The 16,345-nt window shown below is 65.2% G+C and carries 14 protein-coding genes; 5 read left to right on the top strand and 9 right to left on the bottom strand.

What is annotated here, in order from left to right; all coding sequences use genetic code 11:
- Window positions 1–92: 92 nt before the first annotated feature.
- Entirely contained in the window at window positions 93–1,544 is a 1,452-nt protein-coding gene (locus JOE31_RS12130; protein ID WP_209744722.1) for an SDR family NAD(P)-dependent oxidoreductase, read from the bottom strand.
- 68 nt (window positions 1,545–1,612) lie between these two features.
- Window positions 1,613–3,010 carry a glucose-1-phosphate adenylyltransferase gene (glgC, locus tag JOE31_RS12125; RefSeq protein ID WP_209744720.1) on the bottom strand — a complete coding sequence of 466 codons (1,398 nt, stop codon included), beginning with the start codon at window positions 3,008–3,010 and terminating at the stop codon, window positions 1,613–1,615.
- Between the two features lie 102 nt (window positions 3,011–3,112).
- On the opposite strand from glgC, the gene glgA reads away from it, so the two are divergent.
- Window positions 3,113–4,309 carry a glycogen synthase gene (gene glgA / locus JOE31_RS12120; protein WP_209744718.1) on the top strand — a complete coding sequence of 399 codons (1,197 nt, stop codon included), beginning with the start codon at window positions 3,113–3,115 and terminating at the stop codon, window positions 4,307–4,309.
- An 81-nt stretch (window positions 4,310–4,390) separates the two neighbouring features.
- On the opposite strand, the gene JOE31_RS12115 is transcribed toward glgA, so the two are convergent.
- Window positions 4,391–6,505: an acyl-CoA dehydrogenase gene (locus JOE31_RS12115; protein ID WP_209744715.1), complete on the bottom strand. Its 2,115-nt coding sequence runs from the start codon at window positions 6,503–6,505 to the stop codon at window positions 4,391–4,393.
- A gap of 30 nt (window positions 6,506–6,535) precedes the next feature.
- Entirely contained in the window at window positions 6,536–7,225 is a 690-nt protein-coding gene (locus JOE31_RS12110; protein ID WP_209748381.1) for a TetR/AcrR family transcriptional regulator, read from the bottom strand.
- 123 nt (window positions 7,226–7,348) lie between these two features.
- On the opposite strand from JOE31_RS12110, the gene JOE31_RS12105 reads away from it, so the two are divergent.
- The 3 genes from JOE31_RS12105 to JOE31_RS12095 are packed head-to-tail and all read left to right on the top strand — an operon-like array spanning window position 7,349 to window position 10,978.
- Window positions 7,349–8,719, top strand: coding sequence for an acetyl-CoA C-acetyltransferase (locus JOE31_RS12105; RefSeq protein WP_209744712.1), 1,371 nt, complete (start codon window positions 7,349–7,351; stop codon window positions 8,717–8,719).
- Window positions 8,720–8,729: 10 nt separating this feature from the next.
- The gene (locus tag JOE31_RS12100; protein ID WP_209744710.1) at window positions 8,730–10,070 is read left to right on the top strand and encodes a 3-oxoacyl-ACP reductase; all 1,341 of its coding nucleotides are present in this window, start codon (window positions 8,730–8,732) and stop codon (window positions 10,068–10,070) included.
- Window positions 10,067–10,978: a MaoC/PaaZ C-terminal domain-containing protein gene (locus JOE31_RS12095; RefSeq protein ID WP_209744707.1), complete on the top strand. Its 912-nt coding sequence runs from the start codon at window positions 10,067–10,069 to the stop codon at window positions 10,976–10,978. Before JOE31_RS12100 ends, JOE31_RS12095 begins: the two co-directional genes overlap by 4 nt.
- Before the next feature lie 95 nt (window positions 10,979–11,073).
- Here JOE31_RS12095 and JOE31_RS12090 read toward each other — a convergent pair whose 3' ends face one another.
- From JOE31_RS12090 to JOE31_RS12070, 5 genes are read right to left on the bottom strand one after another with little or no spacing between them, the layout of a single operon-like run.
- Window positions 11,074–12,195, bottom strand: coding sequence for an FUSC family protein (locus JOE31_RS12090; protein WP_245199153.1), 1,122 nt, complete (start codon window positions 12,193–12,195; stop codon window positions 11,074–11,076).
- A 47-nt stretch (window positions 12,196–12,242) separates the two neighbouring features.
- Complete coding sequence (locus tag JOE31_RS12085) at window positions 12,243–13,382, bottom strand: serine hydrolase domain-containing protein (protein WP_209744704.1); 1,140 nt, start codon at window positions 13,380–13,382, stop codon at window positions 12,243–12,245.
- Between the two features lie 36 nt (window positions 13,383–13,418).
- Window positions 13,419–14,501, bottom strand: coding sequence for a glutathione S-transferase family protein (locus JOE31_RS12080; protein WP_209744701.1), 1,083 nt, complete (start codon window positions 14,499–14,501; stop codon window positions 13,419–13,421).
- A gap of 9 nt (window positions 14,502–14,510) precedes the next feature.
- Window positions 14,511–15,260 carry a M50 family metallopeptidase gene (locus tag JOE31_RS12075; protein ID WP_209744698.1) on the bottom strand — a complete coding sequence of 250 codons (750 nt, stop codon included), beginning with the start codon at window positions 15,258–15,260 and terminating at the stop codon, window positions 14,511–14,513.
- Complete coding sequence (locus JOE31_RS12070) at window positions 15,257–15,622, bottom strand: TraR/DksA family transcriptional regulator (RefSeq protein WP_209744696.1); 366 nt, start codon at window positions 15,620–15,622, stop codon at window positions 15,257–15,259. Before JOE31_RS12070 ends, JOE31_RS12075 begins: the two co-directional genes overlap by 4 nt.
- 169 nt (window positions 15,623–15,791) lie before the next feature.
- Here JOE31_RS12070 and JOE31_RS12065 point away from each other — a divergent pair, with 169 nt between their 5' ends.
- On the top strand, window positions 15,792–16,319 hold the full coding sequence (locus JOE31_RS12065; protein ID WP_209744693.1) for a hemerythrin domain-containing protein: 528 nt from the start codon (window positions 15,792–15,794) through the stop codon (window positions 16,317–16,319).
- Window positions 16,320–16,345 lie beyond the last annotated feature (26 nt).

The raw sequence follows: 16,345 nt of genomic DNA, 5'->3' as shown, positions 1-16,345 counted from the left end.
ACCCACGTTACGGTCCCTCCGGCACGCCCATTAGGGCCATAGGGCCCCTAGCGGCACCCCGGCAGCCTCTGCTAGCGGCCGGGAAGCGCCGACTACCAGGGGCTGGGCTTGTAGTCCTTGAGGAAGACGCCGTACTGGTCTTCACCGTTTTCGCCCATGACGATCGGATCGTAGACCCGCGCTGCACCGTCCACGAGGTCCAGCGGAGCATGGAAGCCTTCCTCCATGAGCCTGACCTTGGTATAGTGCGGACGCTCATCAGTGATCCATCCGGTATCCACGGCGGTCATCAGGATGCCGTCGGAATCGAGCATTTCCTGCGCGCTGGTGCGGGTCATCATGTTCAGCGCCGCTTTGGCCATGTTGGTGTGGGGGTGGCCCGGACCCTTGTAAGCGCGTGAGAACTGCCCTTCCATGGCAGAAACGTTCACGATGTACTTCCGATGCGAGGTGGAACGCTTCATTGCGGCACGCAGACGGCTCACCAGCAGGAAGGGCGCTGTCACGTTGCAGAGCTGCACTTCAAGCATTTCCAGCGGATCCACTTCATCCACCACCTGGGTCCAGCTGTTGATGGCGGCCAGGTCAGGAACCAGTCCGCCGGCGTCGATGGCCGTACCGGTGGCTATCCGTTCCAGCGAAGCCGAACCCGTAGAAAGTGCCAGGGATGTGATGGCGTCGCCGGCCAGGACCGGGTGTTCCATGACGCTGCTGGCAAGGGCCAGCGGGTGCTTGTCATGGGCGTGGCCGAAGGTCACCAGTTCCGGTCCGCCGTTGGCAACGTCGAGGGCGGCGGGAAGGGGCTCGTCCTCTGCATCGACCAGCGGCTTGTAAGCGTTGCCCGAGCGGCGGACAGTCTGGGCCGCGTTGTTGATGATGATGTCCAGCGGGCCCGCGGCGTCGAGGGAATCGGTCAGGGCCATCACTTGGGAGGGATCACGTAGGTCGATGCCCACGATCCTGAGCCGGTGGAGCCACTCACCGCTGTCTTCCATCGCGGCGAAGCGGCGTGCCGCATCTTTCGGGAACCGCGTGGTGATGGTGGTGTGGGCACCGTCCCGGAGCAGCCGCAAGGCGATGTACATGCCGATTTTGGCGCGTCCTCCCGTGAGGAGCGCACGGCGGCCGGTGAGGTCCGTGCGGGCGTCGCGCTTGCTGTGGCTGAACGCAGCACACTCAGGGCACAACTGGTGATAGAAAGCATCCACCTGGGTGTAGTGATTCTTGCAGATGTAGCACGGGCGGGACCTGATGAGGTGTCCGGCCACCTTGCCGGTCGCAGAAGGTTCCAGCTTGTTCCCGCGGGTTTCATCATCGATCCGGTCGGGAGCTGCCGTGGCCGTCTGCGCGATTACTGCGCGATCGGACTCGGCGATCAGGTCGCGCTTGGTGACCCGGCGGTGGCGTTTGACAGCCTTGAACATCTTGCCGGTGGCGCGCCGAACCGAGACATAGTCCGGGTGCTCCTCGTCATAGGCGTGGATGGTGTTAAGAACCTTGAGGCAGGCCTGGATGTCCTCAGGCGTCAAATCGGAGGAGTTCATTGGTCCAATTTTACAGCCTGGGAATCCCTCGGCCTGCCGTCAAGGTTCAGCGGTAGCGGCGTGGGCGCCTAGTCGGCGGTGGATACTCCCACGGCCGCAGCGTGGGCTTCCCCTACTTTGGCCGCCGAGTCCCGGGCAGACGGGTAGTTCTCCGTTGCCGCCTTGATCGCGTTGGGCACCAGGTGGAGGTTGGCGGCTGACAGCGCGCGTTCGGCCTCGTCCGGTTCCGGAACTGCCTGCCCCTTGGACAGCACCGTGATGCCCGAGTCCGTGACCTTGAAACCGCGGGCGCGGTCGCGCTCCGGATCCAGGCCGATCGCTGCGCCGGCGGGCACCTTGACGTTCTTGTCAATGATGGCGCGGTTGACCACGGCACCCTCGCCGATCTGGACCTTGTCCATCAGGACTGAATCCACCACGCGGCTCGCCGTGCCCACATAAACGTCATTGGACAGGACCGACCCTTCCACGATGCCGCCGGAAATCACCACACCGCTGGCCACGATCGAGTCCAGGGCCGTACCCACGGTGTTGCCCTGGCCGCGCACAAACTTTGCCGGCGGGGAGATGCTCTGCCGCGTGTAGATGGGCCATTCCGAGTTATACAGGTTGAAAACCGGCATGGGGGAAATAAGGTCCATGTGGGCGTCGTAGAAGGAATCTATGGTGCCGACATCGCGCCAATAAGTACGGTCCCGTTCGGTGGAGCCGGGAATGTCATTCAGCGTGAAGTCATAAACGCCCGCTTCGCCCTTATTGACGAAGTAAGGGATGATGTCGCCGCCCATATCGTGCTTGGTGTCAAGGCGCTCGGCATCCACGTGCAGGGCGTCCACCAGGGCATCGGCATCGAAAACGTAATTTCCCATGGATGCCAGGAACTGGGTGGGATCTGCTGCCAGCCCGGGGGTTGAGGATGGCTTTTCCACGAAGGCGGCAATCTTCTGGGGATTCTCCTGGTCCACCTCGATGACGCCGAACTGGTCGGCCATGTTCAGCGGCTGGCGGACTGCGGCCACTGTGGCCTTGGCGCCGCTGGCGACATGCTGCTCAACCATCTGCGCGAAGTCCATGCGGTAGACGTGATCGGCGCCCACCACAACCACGATGTCGGGGTTGGCGTCATGGATCAGGTTCAGGGACTGGTAGATCGCGTTGGCACTGCCGAGGAACCAGCTCTTGCCCACGCGCTGCTGCGCCGGGACGGAGGCAATGTAGTTTCCCAGCTGCGTGGACATTCTCCATGTTTCGGAAATATGCCGGTCCAGGCTGTGGGATTTGTATTGCGTGAGCACCACAATCTGCAGATAGCGGGAGTTCACGAGGTTGGACAGCGCGAAGTCGATGAGCCGGTAGCTGCCGGCAAAGGGCACGCCGGGTTTGGCCCTGTCAGCCGTCAGCGGCATGAGCCGGTTGCCCTCGCCGCCTGCGAGGACAATAGCCAGGACTTTCTTATTCAACGGCATGGTGGTCGCTCCTGTACGCCTTCGTAACTTCCCCAAAAAGTCCGGCACGCCCGGACTCCTTCACACTAGAACAGATACGCCGTAAGGACTACCTTGGGTATCGTGCGAATAGACATTGTGACTAAAGAGTTCCCGCCCGAGATTTACGGTGGCGCCGGGGTCCATGTGGCTGAATTAAGCCGCGTGCTGGCCAAGCATGTGGATTTGCAGGTGCGGGCCTTCGGGGCGCCCCGGGATCCCGACTACCACGGGGCGAAGGTGACGTCCTATTCGGTCCCGGAGGATCTGGGCGCCGCCAACGCCGCCGTGCAGACGCTCGGGGTGGATCTGCGCATCGTGCCGGATATTGCGGGAGCTGACCTTGTGCATTCGCACACCTGGTATGCCAATATGGCGGGCCACCTGGCATCGCTGCTTCACGGCATCCCGCACGTGCTGAGCGCCCACAGCCTCGAGCCGCTGCGGCCCTGGAAGGCTGAACAGCTCGGCGGCGGCTACGCCTTGTCCTCCTGGGTGGAAAAGACCGCCTACGAGGCCGCGGCCGCCATCATCGCCGTGTCCGAAGGGATGCGTCAGGACATCCTCCGCAGCTACCCGGACGTCGATCCGGCCAAGGTCCGCGTGGTCCACAACGGCATCGACGTCGAACTCTGGAACCGTGATGAGGGCGAGGACGCCGTCCGCGCCCTCGGCATCGACCCTGAACTGCCCAGCGTGGTTTTCGTCGGTCGCAACACCCGCCAGAAAGGCGTTCCGTACCTGCTCCGTGCCGCGGCCAAGCTGCCCGCGGATGTCCAGCTTGTGCTGTGCCTTGGCGCGGCGGACACCCCGGAACTCGCAGCGGAAACCGCCCGCCTGATCGAGGAGCTGCAGAGCCAGCGCAGCGGAGTCGTCCTCATTGAGCGCATGCTTCCCCGCCACGAGCTGATCCAGGTGCTCAGCCACGCAACCGCTTTTGCCTGCCCGTCCATCTACGAACCGCTGGGGATCGTCAACCTCGAAGCCATGGCATGCGGTGCAGCAGTCGTGGCCAGCGCCACCGGCGGCATCCCGGAGGTTGTTCAGCACGGCGAAACCGGCCTGTTGGTGGAGCTGGAACAGGTCACTGACGGCACCGGGACCCCGCTGGACCCGGAGAAGTTCGTCAACGAATTCGCAGCTGCCCTCACCGAGGTTGTGTCCGACCCGGTGCGTGCCCGCGCCATGGGACAGGCCGGCCGCCGCCGCGCGGAGGAGCACTTCTCCTGGGACTCCATTACGCAAACCACCCTTGAGGTTTACCGCTCGGTCCTTGCCTAAACAGGAATCGACGACGGCGCCGCTCCCTCCCAGGGTGCGGCGCCGTCGTTGTTTTCGTTATGCCCGGGCGGTACGCCGGGGCTAGCGGCGGGGAGCCTTCGTATCCCGGGCCTGGCGGGCGAGGAGGACCTTTTCGTCCACCGGGGCTTTACCGTCGGCGCGCTGGTTCCGGAAGAACGCACGGGCTTCGTCCTGGCGGGTCTTTTCTGCGCCGGTGGCAATTGCCGCGCGGAGATGCTCCGGGCCGTAGCCGAAGGCGTCCACTAGGTCCAGGGCGTGCGGGCGGATCTTGACCAGCAGGCGGTTGATGTAGTCGCCCACAGTGCGGGCGCGCTGCATCGACAGGCGGCCGTTCATGAGGTACCAGGACAGGTTCTTCTCGATGAGCGAGAGTCCGAACAGATCCCGGAGCCAGGTCAGCACCCGCTTGGTGCCCGGGTCCTTCACATCGGCAAGGGCTTCCGTGAAGGCTTCCCACTGCAGCAGCTCCGCGTGGGCCTGCGCCGCCTCAATCAATTCGTGCTGGTGCTGGTTGAAAGCCGCAGCGGCCTTCTGCTGCGGCAGCTTGTTGGTTCCCTTGAGTGCTGCTCCGGCCTCGGCAACCATGGTCTGTACCCTGTCCGTCAGCAGCAGCCGCTGGGTGTCCTCATCGCGGAGGGCAATGGCGGCCTTCTGCACCGAGCCCGTGTCGGCCATGAACTGGGCAACCTGGCGAAGTCCGGTCCGGTGTACCGCGGCGCCGGCGGCCTGGCTCACCACGTAGCGTGCCAGCACGCCGACGTCGACGTTGCGGAATTCCTTGGCGTAGTCCGCGAGGAGCCGCTTGGCCACCAGCTGGAGGAGCACGGTGTTGTCGCCTTCAAACGTGACGTAGACGTCCAGGTCCGCACGGAGGGAGGCGAAACGGTTCTCAATCAGGAAGCCTGCGCCGCCGCAGGCTTCGCGGCACTCCTGCAAAGTGTCCAGGGCGTGCCATGTGCTGAGCGGCTTGAGTGCGGCGGCCAGTGTCTCAAGGTCCTGGCGGTCCTCGTCGGTGTCATGTGCACCCGAGAAAACGTCGTCGAATTTCTGCAGCAGCTGTTCATGGGCGAAGCCTGCGGCATAGGTGGTGGCGAGCCGGGTAAACAGCCGCCGCTGATGGCGCTGGTAGTCGAGCAGCACTTCTTCGTCAGTGTGCGAGGAGGCGTTGAACTGGCGGCGCTCAGTGGCGTACTGGATGGCGGTCTTGAGGGCCAGCTTGCTGGCTGCCACCGCGGCACCGTCCAGGGAGACGCGGCCCTGGACGAGGGTGCCCAGCATGGTGAAGAAGCGTCGGCCCGGGCTGGCAATGGGAGAGGTGTATGCCCCGTCCGCGTCAACGTTGCCGTACCGGTTGAGCAGGTTGGCCCGCGGGACACGGACGTTGCTGAAGTGCAGCCGGCCGTTGTCGATGCCGTTCAGCCCGCCCTTGACGCCGTCGTCTTCACCGCCGATGCCCGGCAGGAACTCCTTGGTGTTCGGATCCCGCAAGTCCACGTAGAACGCGTGGACCCCGTGGTTTACGCCGCGGGTCACCAGCTGGGCGAACACCACGGCGCCGAGACCGTCGATGGCGGCATTGCCTATGTAGTCCTTCCAGGCGGCACGGAAGGGCGTGTTGATGACGAATTCCTGCGTGGCCGGGTCAAAGGTCGCCGTGGTGGCAATGCTGGCGACGTCGGAGCCGTGCCCGGTTTCCGTCATCGCGAAACAGCCGGGAATGTCCATGTTCATAATGCCGGGCAGCCACTTGGCGTGGTGCTCCTCGGTGCCGAGGTGCATCACAGCCGAACCGAACAGCCCCCACTGGACGCCAGCCTTGATCTGCAGCGACGGATCGGCTGTGACGAGTTCCTCGAACCCTGCGATGTTCCCGCCGTGATCGTCCGAACCACCCAGTGATGCGGGAAAAGCGCGATGAACGGCACCGTTCTCCACCAGGTACTGGAGCTGGCCGAACGTGCGCTTCCGGTGCTCGGTGTGCGTGAGGCCCTCGGTCTTGTGCAGTTCGGGACGGCCTGAAAGCTCGCGCGAATGCCGGCGAATGTGGGCCCACTTGCCCAGGAGCTGCTCGCCCAGCGCAGCGACGTCGACGGCGGGCGCCGCGTCGGCCTGGTGGTGTGCGCTTCCGGCGGGGCGGCGCGCCTGGCCGGCGGCGCGGTCAACTACGTCAGTCATGTCGATTCCTTCTTTGGTTCTGACAATTCACTAAGGGTTTGGATTGTGAGGGTCCAGGTTCTCCAGCTCCGGGGCAATCCCGACGCACAGCCAGGCGGTGATCTGGCGTGCCATGGTTTCCTGGTCCGGTTTGCCGGGCGACTCCGGCGTGGCTAGCCACTGTTCACCGGCGTTCCTTACGAGCCCGATCGCCGCGGTGGGCCAGTAGCCGATCACGGCTTCCTTGCCGGTGCCCAGGTGTGCGCGCATGGGCCGGGCGATCATGTCACGGACCTCTTCGAAGAAATGGCCGAGCGCGCCCGTCGCCGCCATGCCCCCGGTGGTTGTTGCGGGTTCTCCTGCCGAGTACGCGGTGACGAATGTGTAGACGTTGGGGCTGGTCTCCGCCATTTGAAGGTAGGCGGACACCATGGCCAGAAGCCCCTCCCGTGGCGTCTGGGCGCCCTGGGCGGCCTCCTGGATGCGGCGTTGCATCTGGCTTATGACCACCTCGCCGACAGCCTGCTGCAGCCCGGCCTTGTCGCCGAAGTAGCGGTAGAACACGGACTTGGACGTGCCGGCGGCGGCAGCGATGTCCTCCATGGAAGCGTCGCTGCCCAGTGCATGGACCGCCTTCCGCGCGGACTTGATGAGTTCGCGACGGCGTTCTTCCCTGTGCGACTGCCAGCGGGCGGCGCGCCCGTCGATGGCGGAGCCGCTTGCGGCGGAAGTGTCCGGAATGCCGCGGCCAGGGGAGTTGCCGCCGCTGGAAACGTCAGGGTCAGCAGGAAGGATGTTCACGATACCCAGCGTATCAGGTACGCTGGGTATCGGTAATCAGCGTTGAGCAAAAGGAGACAGCACATGTCCTTTGACGGACAGTCCGCCACCGGACCAGAGGAATCATCCACAGACCCGGTAGCCACACCCGGCGTAGGCTCGCTGCGCAAGGCCGTGGTGGTGGGCGGAAACCGGATTCCGTTTGCGCGGACCGGCGGCGCGTATACCAAGTCCTCCAACCAGGACATGCTGACCGCTGCGTTGGACGGCCTGATTGCGCGTTTCGGCCTGGCGGATGAACGGATCGGCGAGGTTGCCGCCGGCGCCGTCCTTAAACACTCGCGTGACTTCAACCTCACCCGCGAGGCAGTGCTGGGCTCGGCCCTATCCGCGGAAACCCCCGCCTACGACCTCCAGCAGGCGTGTGCCACGGGACTGGAGACGGTCCTTGGCCTTGCCAACAAGATCAAGCTGGGACAGATTGACTCGGCCATTGCCGGTGGAGTCGACTCCGCGTCCGATGCGCCCATCGCTGTGAGTGAGGGCCTGCGCGAGGTCCTGCTGGACCTCAACCGCGCCAAGACCCTGCCCCAGCGCCTTAAGGTCCTGGGCCGCCTTCGCCCCAAGGACCTCGCACCCGACGCACCCAATACGGGCGAGCCCCGGACGGGCCTTTCCATGGGTGAACACCAGGCCCTCACCACGGCGCAGTGGAAGATTACCCGTGAGGCCCAGGATGAGTTGGCCTACAACAGCCACCGCAACCTCGCGGCCGCTTATGATGCCGGCTTCTTCGACGACCTGCTCACGCCGTACCGCGGACTGAACCGGGACTCGAATCTGCGCGCCGACACAACACTTGAAAAACTGTCCACGCTCAAGCCCGTCTTCGGAAAGAACCTGGGCGCCGAGGCAACCATGACAGCCGGCAACTCCACCCCGCTCACTGACGGCGCGTCCACCGTGCTGCTCGCGTCGGAGGAGTGGGCGGACGCCCACGAACTTCCCAAGCTCGCGACGGTCGTGGACGGCGAGGCGGCCGCCGTCGACTTCGTCCACGGGAAGGACGGACTGCTGATGGCGCCGGCTTTCGCAGTGCCCCGCCTGCTGGCCCGCAACGGACTGACCCTGGATGACATCGACTTCTTCGAGATCCATGAAGCATTTGCCGGCACAGTCCTCAGCACCCTGGCCGCCTGGGAAGACGAAGAATTCGGCCGGACACGCCTTGGCCTGGACGGCGCGCTGGGCAGCATCGACCGGTCCAAGCTGAACGTGAACGGTTCCTCGCTGGCAGCGGGGCACCCCTTTGCCGCGACCGGAGGGAGGATCGTGGCCACACTGGCCAAGATGCTTCACGACAAGGGCCCGGTGGACGGCCGACCGGCCCGCGGCCTGATTTCCATTTGCGCTGCCGGCGGCCAAGGGGTCGTCGCCATTCTTGAAGCATCCTAGGGAGGCCGGAGTGACGGACAAGTACACACAACTCGTATCCCGTGGCATCGGTAAGGACCTTGCCAGGAAGCTTGGCTTGCCGCAGCCGGTGGTGCTCAGGCGCTACCAGCCGGGGCAGCCCCTTGTTACGGGGCCGATCCTGGTCCAGGGCTCCAGCGACGGCGCTGACGAACTCGCGGCCGCCCTCCTTTCCTGGGACCTCGACGTCCGGAGGCATGCGGTGCCCCGGGAAAAGCTGGGTGCCATCATCCTGGTGCTGGATGAGCTGGCCCACCCTGAAGAACTTGAAAGGCCGGTCCTCTCGGCGGCAGCGTCCGTCCGGGATCTGGCACCAAATGCCCGCGTCGTAACGGTGTCACGCACACCGGGGAGTGCGCCGGGGCCCGCTTCCGCAGCAGCGCGCCAGGGAGTTGACGGCCTGCTGCGATCCCTGGCCAAGGAACTGCGTGCCGGCGCCACCGCCAACGGCATCGTTCTGGCAGACGGGGTGGCCACCACGAGTCCCAGCTCCCTCGGAGCCCTGCGCTTCTTCCTGTCCGGCCGGTCAGCCTTTGTCGACGGCCAGTCCCTCACCGTCACCTCCGGGGAAGGGCAGCTTCCCGCCGACCCCGAAAAGCCGCTTGCCGGTAAGGTGGCCGTCGTGACCGGGGCCGCACGCGGCATCGGGGCGGCCATCGCCCGCACGCTCCACCGTGACGGTGCCACCCTGGTGGTCGTCGACATCCCCGCAGCCGGAGACCACCTCGCCGCCGTAGCAAACGCGGTCCGCGGGACGGCGCTGCAGCTGGACATCAGCCGGGAGGACGCCGGGCAGCGGATCATCGAGCATGCGATGGGCAGGCACGGGCGCCTGGACATCGTGATCCATAACGCGGGAATCACCCGGGACAAGCTCCTCGCCAACATGGACCAGGGCCGCTGGAGTTCGGTCCTTGCGGTGAACATCGCAGCCCAGTTGCGCATCAATGAGGCACTGCTGGCGTCCGAGCACTTCCGCGACTCCCCGCGGATCGTGTCAGTCGCCTCCACCAGCGGTATTGCCGGCAACCGCGGCCAAACGAATTATGCGGCGTCCAAGGGCGGCGTCATTGGAATGGTGCGCGCCACGGCACCCCTCCTCGCGGAACACCATGGATCCATCAACGCCGTGGCGCCTGGCTTCATTGAAACCGAGATGACGGCCCGGATCCCCTTCGCAACGCGGGAGGTAGCCCGGCGCTTGAACTCCCTTCAGCAGGGAGGGCAACCCGGCGATGTTGCAGAAGCCATCGCCTTCCTTGCCAGCGACGCCGCGGGCGGCATCACCGGCGAGGTGCTGCGGGTGTGCGGCCAGAACCTGGTGGGCGCATGACCGGTGCCCAGCCCGTAATACTCGGGGACATGCCGTCGCTGTCCAAGCTCTACGTCAACGCCGCGGCCACCGCAGCCAGGCGCCGGGTGCTCGGTACCGACACGGGTATCTCGCTTCCGCCCTGCGGTCACGAGGTCAGGGGAGTGGTGGCCGAGGTGGACAACCTCACCGCTTTCCAGCACCTGGTGGGTGAGACTGCCAGCGATACCCTGCCTGCCGGCTTCATTCACGCTCTGGCCTTTCCGGTATCGATGAGTGTGATGAACCGTGACGATTTCCCACTGCCGCTGCTGGGAATGGTGCACCTGAAAAACAAGGTGGAACAGCACGGAACCATCCTGTTCACTGAGGCGCTGGACATCACCTCCTGGGCCGAGAACCTGCGCGGCCACCGCGCCGGCACGCAGGTTGACATCGTCGCGGAGGTCCGGCGGACCGGGAACTCCAGGGTCATCTGGAAGGGAACGTCCACGTATCTGGCCAAAGGTGTCTTCCTGCCGGGCATCGACAAGCCTTCGGCCCCGGCCCCGCCGGCAACGTTCTCGGCGCCAGACCCTACGGCACTGTGGCAGCTGGGTGTTGACACTGGCAGGGCTTATGCAGCCGTATCCGGCGACTTCAACCCGATTCACCTCAGCGTCCTCTCGGCGAAAGCCTTGGGCATGCGGCGTTCCATAGCGCACGGCATGTACCTCGCCTCGCGGGCGCTGGCGGATGTGGGCGCTGTGAAGGGGGATGCCTTCAGCTGGGAGGTTGCCTTCGAAGCGCCGGTGTTCCTGCCGGCGCGCGTGGCGCTGGACATCAGTTCGGTCCATTCCCCTTCGGGGACCTGGCAGCACTCCGACTACGCCGCGTGGAATCCGCGGTCCGGCCGGAGGCACTTCAGCGGGAGCGTAACGGCGCTCTAGCCGCGCCAAGCAAAGTAACGGAAATCACGACGCCGGAGGTTACCTCCCGGGGTGCTCCGGCGTCGTGGCTTCTTCCGGTCCGGGTCGGGCTCGGGTCAGGACTGACCGGCCGTGACCACCCTGAGAATGCGGTGCAGGTTCAGCACGATTGATTCAGCGGCGCTCGGAGCATCCGGGTTGACGTCATCGGACGCCATCCGGTCAGCCAAGGCGTCCACGGCAGCAGTTGCGGCCGCGATCAGTTCGTTTTGCCGGTCAGGGTGCTCGTCTTCCATGGACCTGAGGACCTCGCTGACCGCGGCCAACGCATCAGCCAGCGGCTCGCTGTAGGGAAGCGGAATGACGAAGGGAACGTCCTTGTCCCAAATGACATCTGCCAGCACTTCTGTCATGTCCTGGATATGGAAAGTCACCCTCTCGAGGCCCCTGAGGTCCTTGAAGTCCCGGTCCAGATCGTGCGGGTGGAGCCGGCGCCGCGGATTGACCTGCCTGCTCGCGTCGGCTTTCTGGACGGCGGCCCGGACGGCACGGGCCGATTTCGCGAGCTCTTCCGATCGCACGGCCCAGTCCTCGTGCTCGGGCGGCCAGGTTTCCCTCATCGCCTCGCCCATGTCCGAGAGTTGCTTGGCGAGCGCCCACCGGAGTTCGGCGAGGCTGAGGGCGGCGGCCTTGAAATGCAGGGGCGGGAAAACCAGCATGTTGACGGTGATTCCCACCACGACTCCTACGCCCATCTGCAGGAGGTAGCCGAAGGAGAAGTCGTCCGGGTTGTTGCCACCCACCAGGAGGACCAGGAGCGCCGCCGTCGGAATCCAGTCACGCCCGGCTCCAAGCCGCGGCAGCCCTGCGAGCAGGACACCCAACCCCATGACGATCGCCACCGTCACCGGCGAAGGGTCGGTGACGCTCACCAGCAGGAAGGCCAGGCCAATGCCGATCCCGAGCCCCACAAGCGTCTGCACGCCTTGCTTCATGGAGCCCGACACGTTCTCGTACATCGCCACGAGGGCACCGAGCGGGGCGTAGTAGGGATACTGGGCTGCGACACCCGGCATCAGGGGTGCAATAAGAAAGGCCAGGCCTGCGGCGAGTCCTGCCTTGGCGGCCAACTGCAGGCGGGGACCCGCAACTGCTACGGCCACGCTGTCCGTCACGGACTGCCGTATCTTTCCTACCCGCGACGGGGCGGCCTCGTCCTGCTGTTTTGTATTTGCCATTTGGCCCCACCATAAAGGTGCATGCCACATGCTACAAATGGACAAACCTACTCACGGGTAACGCCGGCCGGCAATGCCTGCGCGCTGGAAGCTGCAGCCTGCCGAGCCGCGTGTGCCAGCCGGTGGGCGCGGCCGGGGGTTCTGCCTTCCTCCTGCGTCCCCGGAATGTAGCCGAAAGCGAGGTCGTAGCCGGGGTCCGCGAAGCCCAACGCGGCATTGGCACCCTCGTGGCCGAACGCCCGATGGCTGCCAAAGTTCCGGCTGGGGTGCGGCTTCATGAAGACCACCGCGAAGGCGTTGTCGAGTCCGGAGGTGCGGTCCAGTCCCCATACCTGCTCTTCGGACATGGTCCGGATGGTTTCCGGTGACAGGAACGCCGGACCGCCGTCAACGCCAGTAGTGGCTGCGGCATACAGCCGGGCGAGGCCTTCTGCTGATCCCACACCTCCGGCGCTGCTCATGCCGTGCTTGCGAATGACACGGTGGTTGGGAAGTTCCATGACTGTGCTCACCGCAGCGTTACCGTTGAGCCCCTCGAGTCCCAGCGGGTCCAGCCACGGCTGGCCGGCATCGACGGCGTACAGCACGTCCCGGTAGCGGGACTCCTGGTCCTCGGGCAGCCCCAGGAAGAAATCGATGCCGAACGGCCGCCGGATGCGGGAACCGTACAAGTCCTGCAGGGCGTTACCGGAGACGCGGCGGCAGAGTTCCTCCATGATGATGCCGATGGTGAGGGCGTGGTACCCGAACGTGGCTCCGGGCCGCCACAGCGGTGCCGTGGCGGCGAGCTTCCGCGCTGCGTCCGCCGTCGTAAATTCACTGAGTGCCAGGCCGCCTTCCACACCCAGCAGCCCTGCGCGGTGGGAGAGCGCCTGCCGTACGGTGATCTCCCCTTTTCCGTTGGCGGCGAACTCCGGCCAGTAGTGAGCCACGGTACGGTCAAGGTTCAGCAATCCGTCCTGGACCAGGAGGGCGATGACGAAGGCAGCCACGCCTTTGGAGCAGGAGTAGGCGCCCGTGATCGAATCCTTTGCCAAGTGCGGGCCTCCGCTAAGGTCCACCACCTTCGTGCCCGAACGGTAGACGGAGACCTGGGCGCTGTACTGCGCGTCGTTCCTGAGGAACGAATCAAACAGGTCCCTGACCGCTTGGAATTCGGGCACGGTAAAACCGGACGAAAGTGGCATGGGACAAGACTAACGGCGTGCGGTTGACGGCGGCGATCAGCCTGCGCCGTGTCCCGCGGTAACTTCCTCGCCGCTGCGGACGGGACCGGGTGCGGTGCCGTCTCCGAAGGGGCGGCCCCCCAGTGACTCACGGCCGTGCGCGGTCAGCCAACCGGAGAGGTCCGGCCCCTGCGGAACGATCCCGGTGGGGTTGATGTCCTCGTGGACGATGTAGTAGTGCTGCTTGATCTGCACGAAATCGATGGTGTCGCCGAAGCCGGGCGTCTGGAAAAGATCCCGGGCATAGGCCCACAGCGCGGGCATCTCGCTCAATTTTTGCCGGTTGCACTTGAAATGGCCGTGGTAGACGGCGTCGAACCGGACCAGCGTGGTGAACAGCCGCACGTCGGCTTCCGTAATGGTGTCTCCCACGAGGTACCGCTGGCCGGTGAGGCGCTCCTCAAGCCAGTCCAGGGCGGTCCAGAGGCGGGTGTACGCAGCGTTGTAGGCGTCCTGTGAACCGGCGAAACCGCAGCGGTAGACACCGTTGTTCACTTCGGTAAACACCCTTTTGTTTACTTCGTTGATCTCCTCCCGGAGGTGGGCAGGATAGAGCTCAGGAGCACCGGGCCGGTGGAACGCCGTCCACTCCGTCGAGAAGTCCAGCGTGATCTGCGGGAAATTGTTGGTGACCACGCCGCCTGACCGTATGTCGACGATCAAAGGTACGGTGATTCCCCGGGGATAGCCGGGGAACCTCCGGAAATATGCGTCCCGGATCCGTTCGATGCCGAGGACCGGGTCAACACCGCCCGGGTCCAGGTCGAAGGTCCAGGACCGGGCGTCATGGGTGGGCCCGGGCTGCCCAAGGGATATGGCATCCTCAAGACCCAGCAGTCTGCGGACGATGACAGTCCTGTTGGCCCAGGGGCAGGCGCGGGCGGCGATGAGGCGGTAACGTCCCGCCTCCGCCGGCCAGCCGGGTTCCCCATTGCGGCCCGGCTCGCCGTCTCTCGTGATCCGGTCCTCGATGTAGTTGGTGTCCCGGGTGAATTCCTCACCTCCGGTCACGTAGGACCCCCTGGTGCTGAACCCTGGATCGGAGGAATGGTCGGCGGCGGGGCGGGAATCGGAAGTCATGGATACACCCTATTGGCTGCCGCCCGGTGCCAGCACGTGTGCCATGGGCTGCCAGGCCACCCACCAGGAACCGCAAACGACGGCCGCGAAGAGGAGGATCCAGATGACGGCGGGCACCGAGGTGGCCCGGTAGAGGAGATGTGCGTCCGATGTGGACAGCCTGTCCCGACGCCGCAAGTGGACATTCGAGAGCTTCGCCAGATCACGTACGGCAGCGACCAGCAGCGCGAGGCCCAGTGCAATGACCACGTGGCCGGTGAACCGGGGCGGGACGAAGAGAACAAGGAGTGAGCAGCCCAGGACCGCTGCAAAGGTGATGAGCAACCCCATGGCGTTGCGGATGAAGAGGAACGAGCCCAGCAGGATCAGCGTGCCGACGGACATGGCAGCCGGTCCCCAGCCGGTGAATCCGGACCACACCATGGCGGCTCCTACAACGCCCGGCACGGGGTAGCCCCAGAACGTGGACCAGACTGCCGGGAAGCGGCCCCTGCTGTACGTGGTGGTGGTCCCGGAATGGTCCAGGCTCAGCCTGATGCCGCCAAGGCGCTGTCCGGTCATGAGGGCAGCAAATGCATGCCCCAGCTCGTGGGTGACGGTGGCCAGCAGCCCGAAATAGCGCCAGGAAGCCCGGGGGAGGGACAGTGCTGTTGCGAGCACGATGACTATCAGCAGTTCGGTCGCCGTCACCTCAGGGGCCGGCGACTGCGAGAATCCCGAAACAATCCTTTGCCACAGCGAGCCTGCAACATCTGTCATGGCTTTGTCCCGGTCTTGCCACGTGCGTGATTGATGCAATACGGCGTCCAGGGGCGGGCTTCCAGCCTGCCTTCGGCAATGGGCTCGCGGCAGATTTCACAGTATCCGTAACTGCCGTCCGCGATCCGGGCCAGAGCCGCCTCGACCTGCACCAGGGTGGCACTGCTCTGCTGCAGCAACGCGGCAGCCTGTGAGAGCTCAAAAGCGATAGTCGAACCTTCGGGATCATGTTCATCGTCAACATTAGAGTTTTGGCGAGCGGCGTTCGCGGAGGTGATGTCCTCGCGAAGGGCCGGCAGCAATAGCGCTTTCCGGGCGCGCTCCGATTCCAGCAGGATCCTGAACCTCTCGACGTCGACCATAGTTTCCAAGGCTAGCCCGCCACAGGAGCCGAGCCTAAAGAGTGGCAGGGCCCAAAGACCCGTTGCCGCCGGCCCGGGCGGCCGTAGAGTGAAAGTGCGTTTAGCCAGTCCATGCCCGGTGTGGGGCCGCCCGCCGGACAGCGGGCGCGCAAAGAGCAAGGGAGGCACCATGAACCATGTGTCGAAGAAGAACCCCGCCGCGGAGGCCGAAGCCATGGAAGCGGTGGAACGTCATCACGCGAACATGCTCAGACGCCTCACGGCGCTCGCAGATGCGGTGACGGGTTCCGTGGAGAAGCATGACGCCTCCGCGGAGCATGACGCACACGAAGTGCTGCTGGAATGGTGCGAGAACGAACTGGTGCCCCATGCGCTCGCCGAAGAAGGCCCCTTGTACAGCGGGCCGCGGAATTCAGCCGAGGGTAGGCTCCTGGTTGAGGGCATGCTGGCAGAGCACCAGGTGATCGTCGCCCTGGTGGAGGAGCTTCGTGGCGCGCGGGGCGTGGCCGCCGCTGTAGCCGCCGGCGCCATTCAACGCATCTTTGCCCTGCAGCTGGACAAAGAGAACCGGCTTCTCATGCCGTTTGTGGCGGCGTCGCCCGGGCTGTCGCTGGCCGAAGCCGTGTCCGGGCTGCACGAACTGGTGGGCGACGGGCACACACATCCGGGGGGAAGCGCACATGGCCACCACGCCTGACGAGGGTTGGGAAGAAAACGGGTGCG

Origin of the sequence: Arthrobacter sp. PvP023 (assembly GCF_017832975.1) — a bacterium.
Taxonomy (GTDB): domain Bacteria; phylum Actinomycetota; class Actinomycetes; order Actinomycetales; family Micrococcaceae; genus Arthrobacter.
The sequence above is the reverse complement of the archived record's forward strand: the minus strand, read 5'-3'. Positions and strand labels throughout refer to the sequence as shown.

Bases quoted from the DNA above. Each gene is read 5' to 3' on its own strand.
- JOE31_RS12130 (WP_209744722.1), bottom strand. From the start codon at position 1,544: ATGAACTCCTCCGATTTGACGCCTGAGGACATCCAGGCCTGCCTCAAG.
- glgC (WP_209744720.1), bottom strand. From the start codon at position 3,010: ATGCCGTTGAATAAGAAAGTCCTGGCTATTGTCCTCGCAGGCGGCGAG.
- JOE31_RS12115 (WP_209744715.1), bottom strand. From the start codon at position 6,505: ATGACTGACGTAGTTGACCGCGCCGCCGGCCAGGCGCGCCGCCCCGCC.
- JOE31_RS12105 (WP_209744712.1), top strand. From the start codon at position 7,349: ATGTCCTTTGACGGACAGTCCGCCACCGGACCAGAGGAATCATCCACA.
- JOE31_RS12095 (WP_209744707.1), top strand. From the start codon at position 10,067: ATGACCGGTGCCCAGCCCGTAATACTCGGGGACATGCCGTCGCTGTCC.
- JOE31_RS12090 (WP_245199153.1), bottom strand. From the start codon at position 12,195: ATGGCAAATACAAAACAGCAGGACGAGGCCGCCCCGTCGCGGGTAGGA.
- JOE31_RS12085 (WP_209744704.1), bottom strand. From the start codon at position 13,382: ATGCCACTTTCGTCCGGTTTTACCGTGCCCGAATTCCAAGCGGTCAGG.
- JOE31_RS12080 (WP_209744701.1), bottom strand. From the start codon at position 14,501: ATGACTTCCGATTCCCGCCCCGCCGCCGACCATTCCTCCGATCCAGGG.
- JOE31_RS12075 (WP_209744698.1), bottom strand. From the start codon at position 15,260: ATGACAGATGTTGCAGGCTCGCTGTGGCAAAGGATTGTTTCGGGATTC.
- JOE31_RS12070 (WP_209744696.1), bottom strand. From the start codon at position 15,622: ATGGTCGACGTCGAGAGGTTCAGGATCCTGCTGGAATCGGAGCGCGCC.
- JOE31_RS12065 (WP_209744693.1), top strand. From the start codon at position 15,792: ATGAACCATGTGTCGAAGAAGAACCCCGCCGCGGAGGCCGAAGCCATG.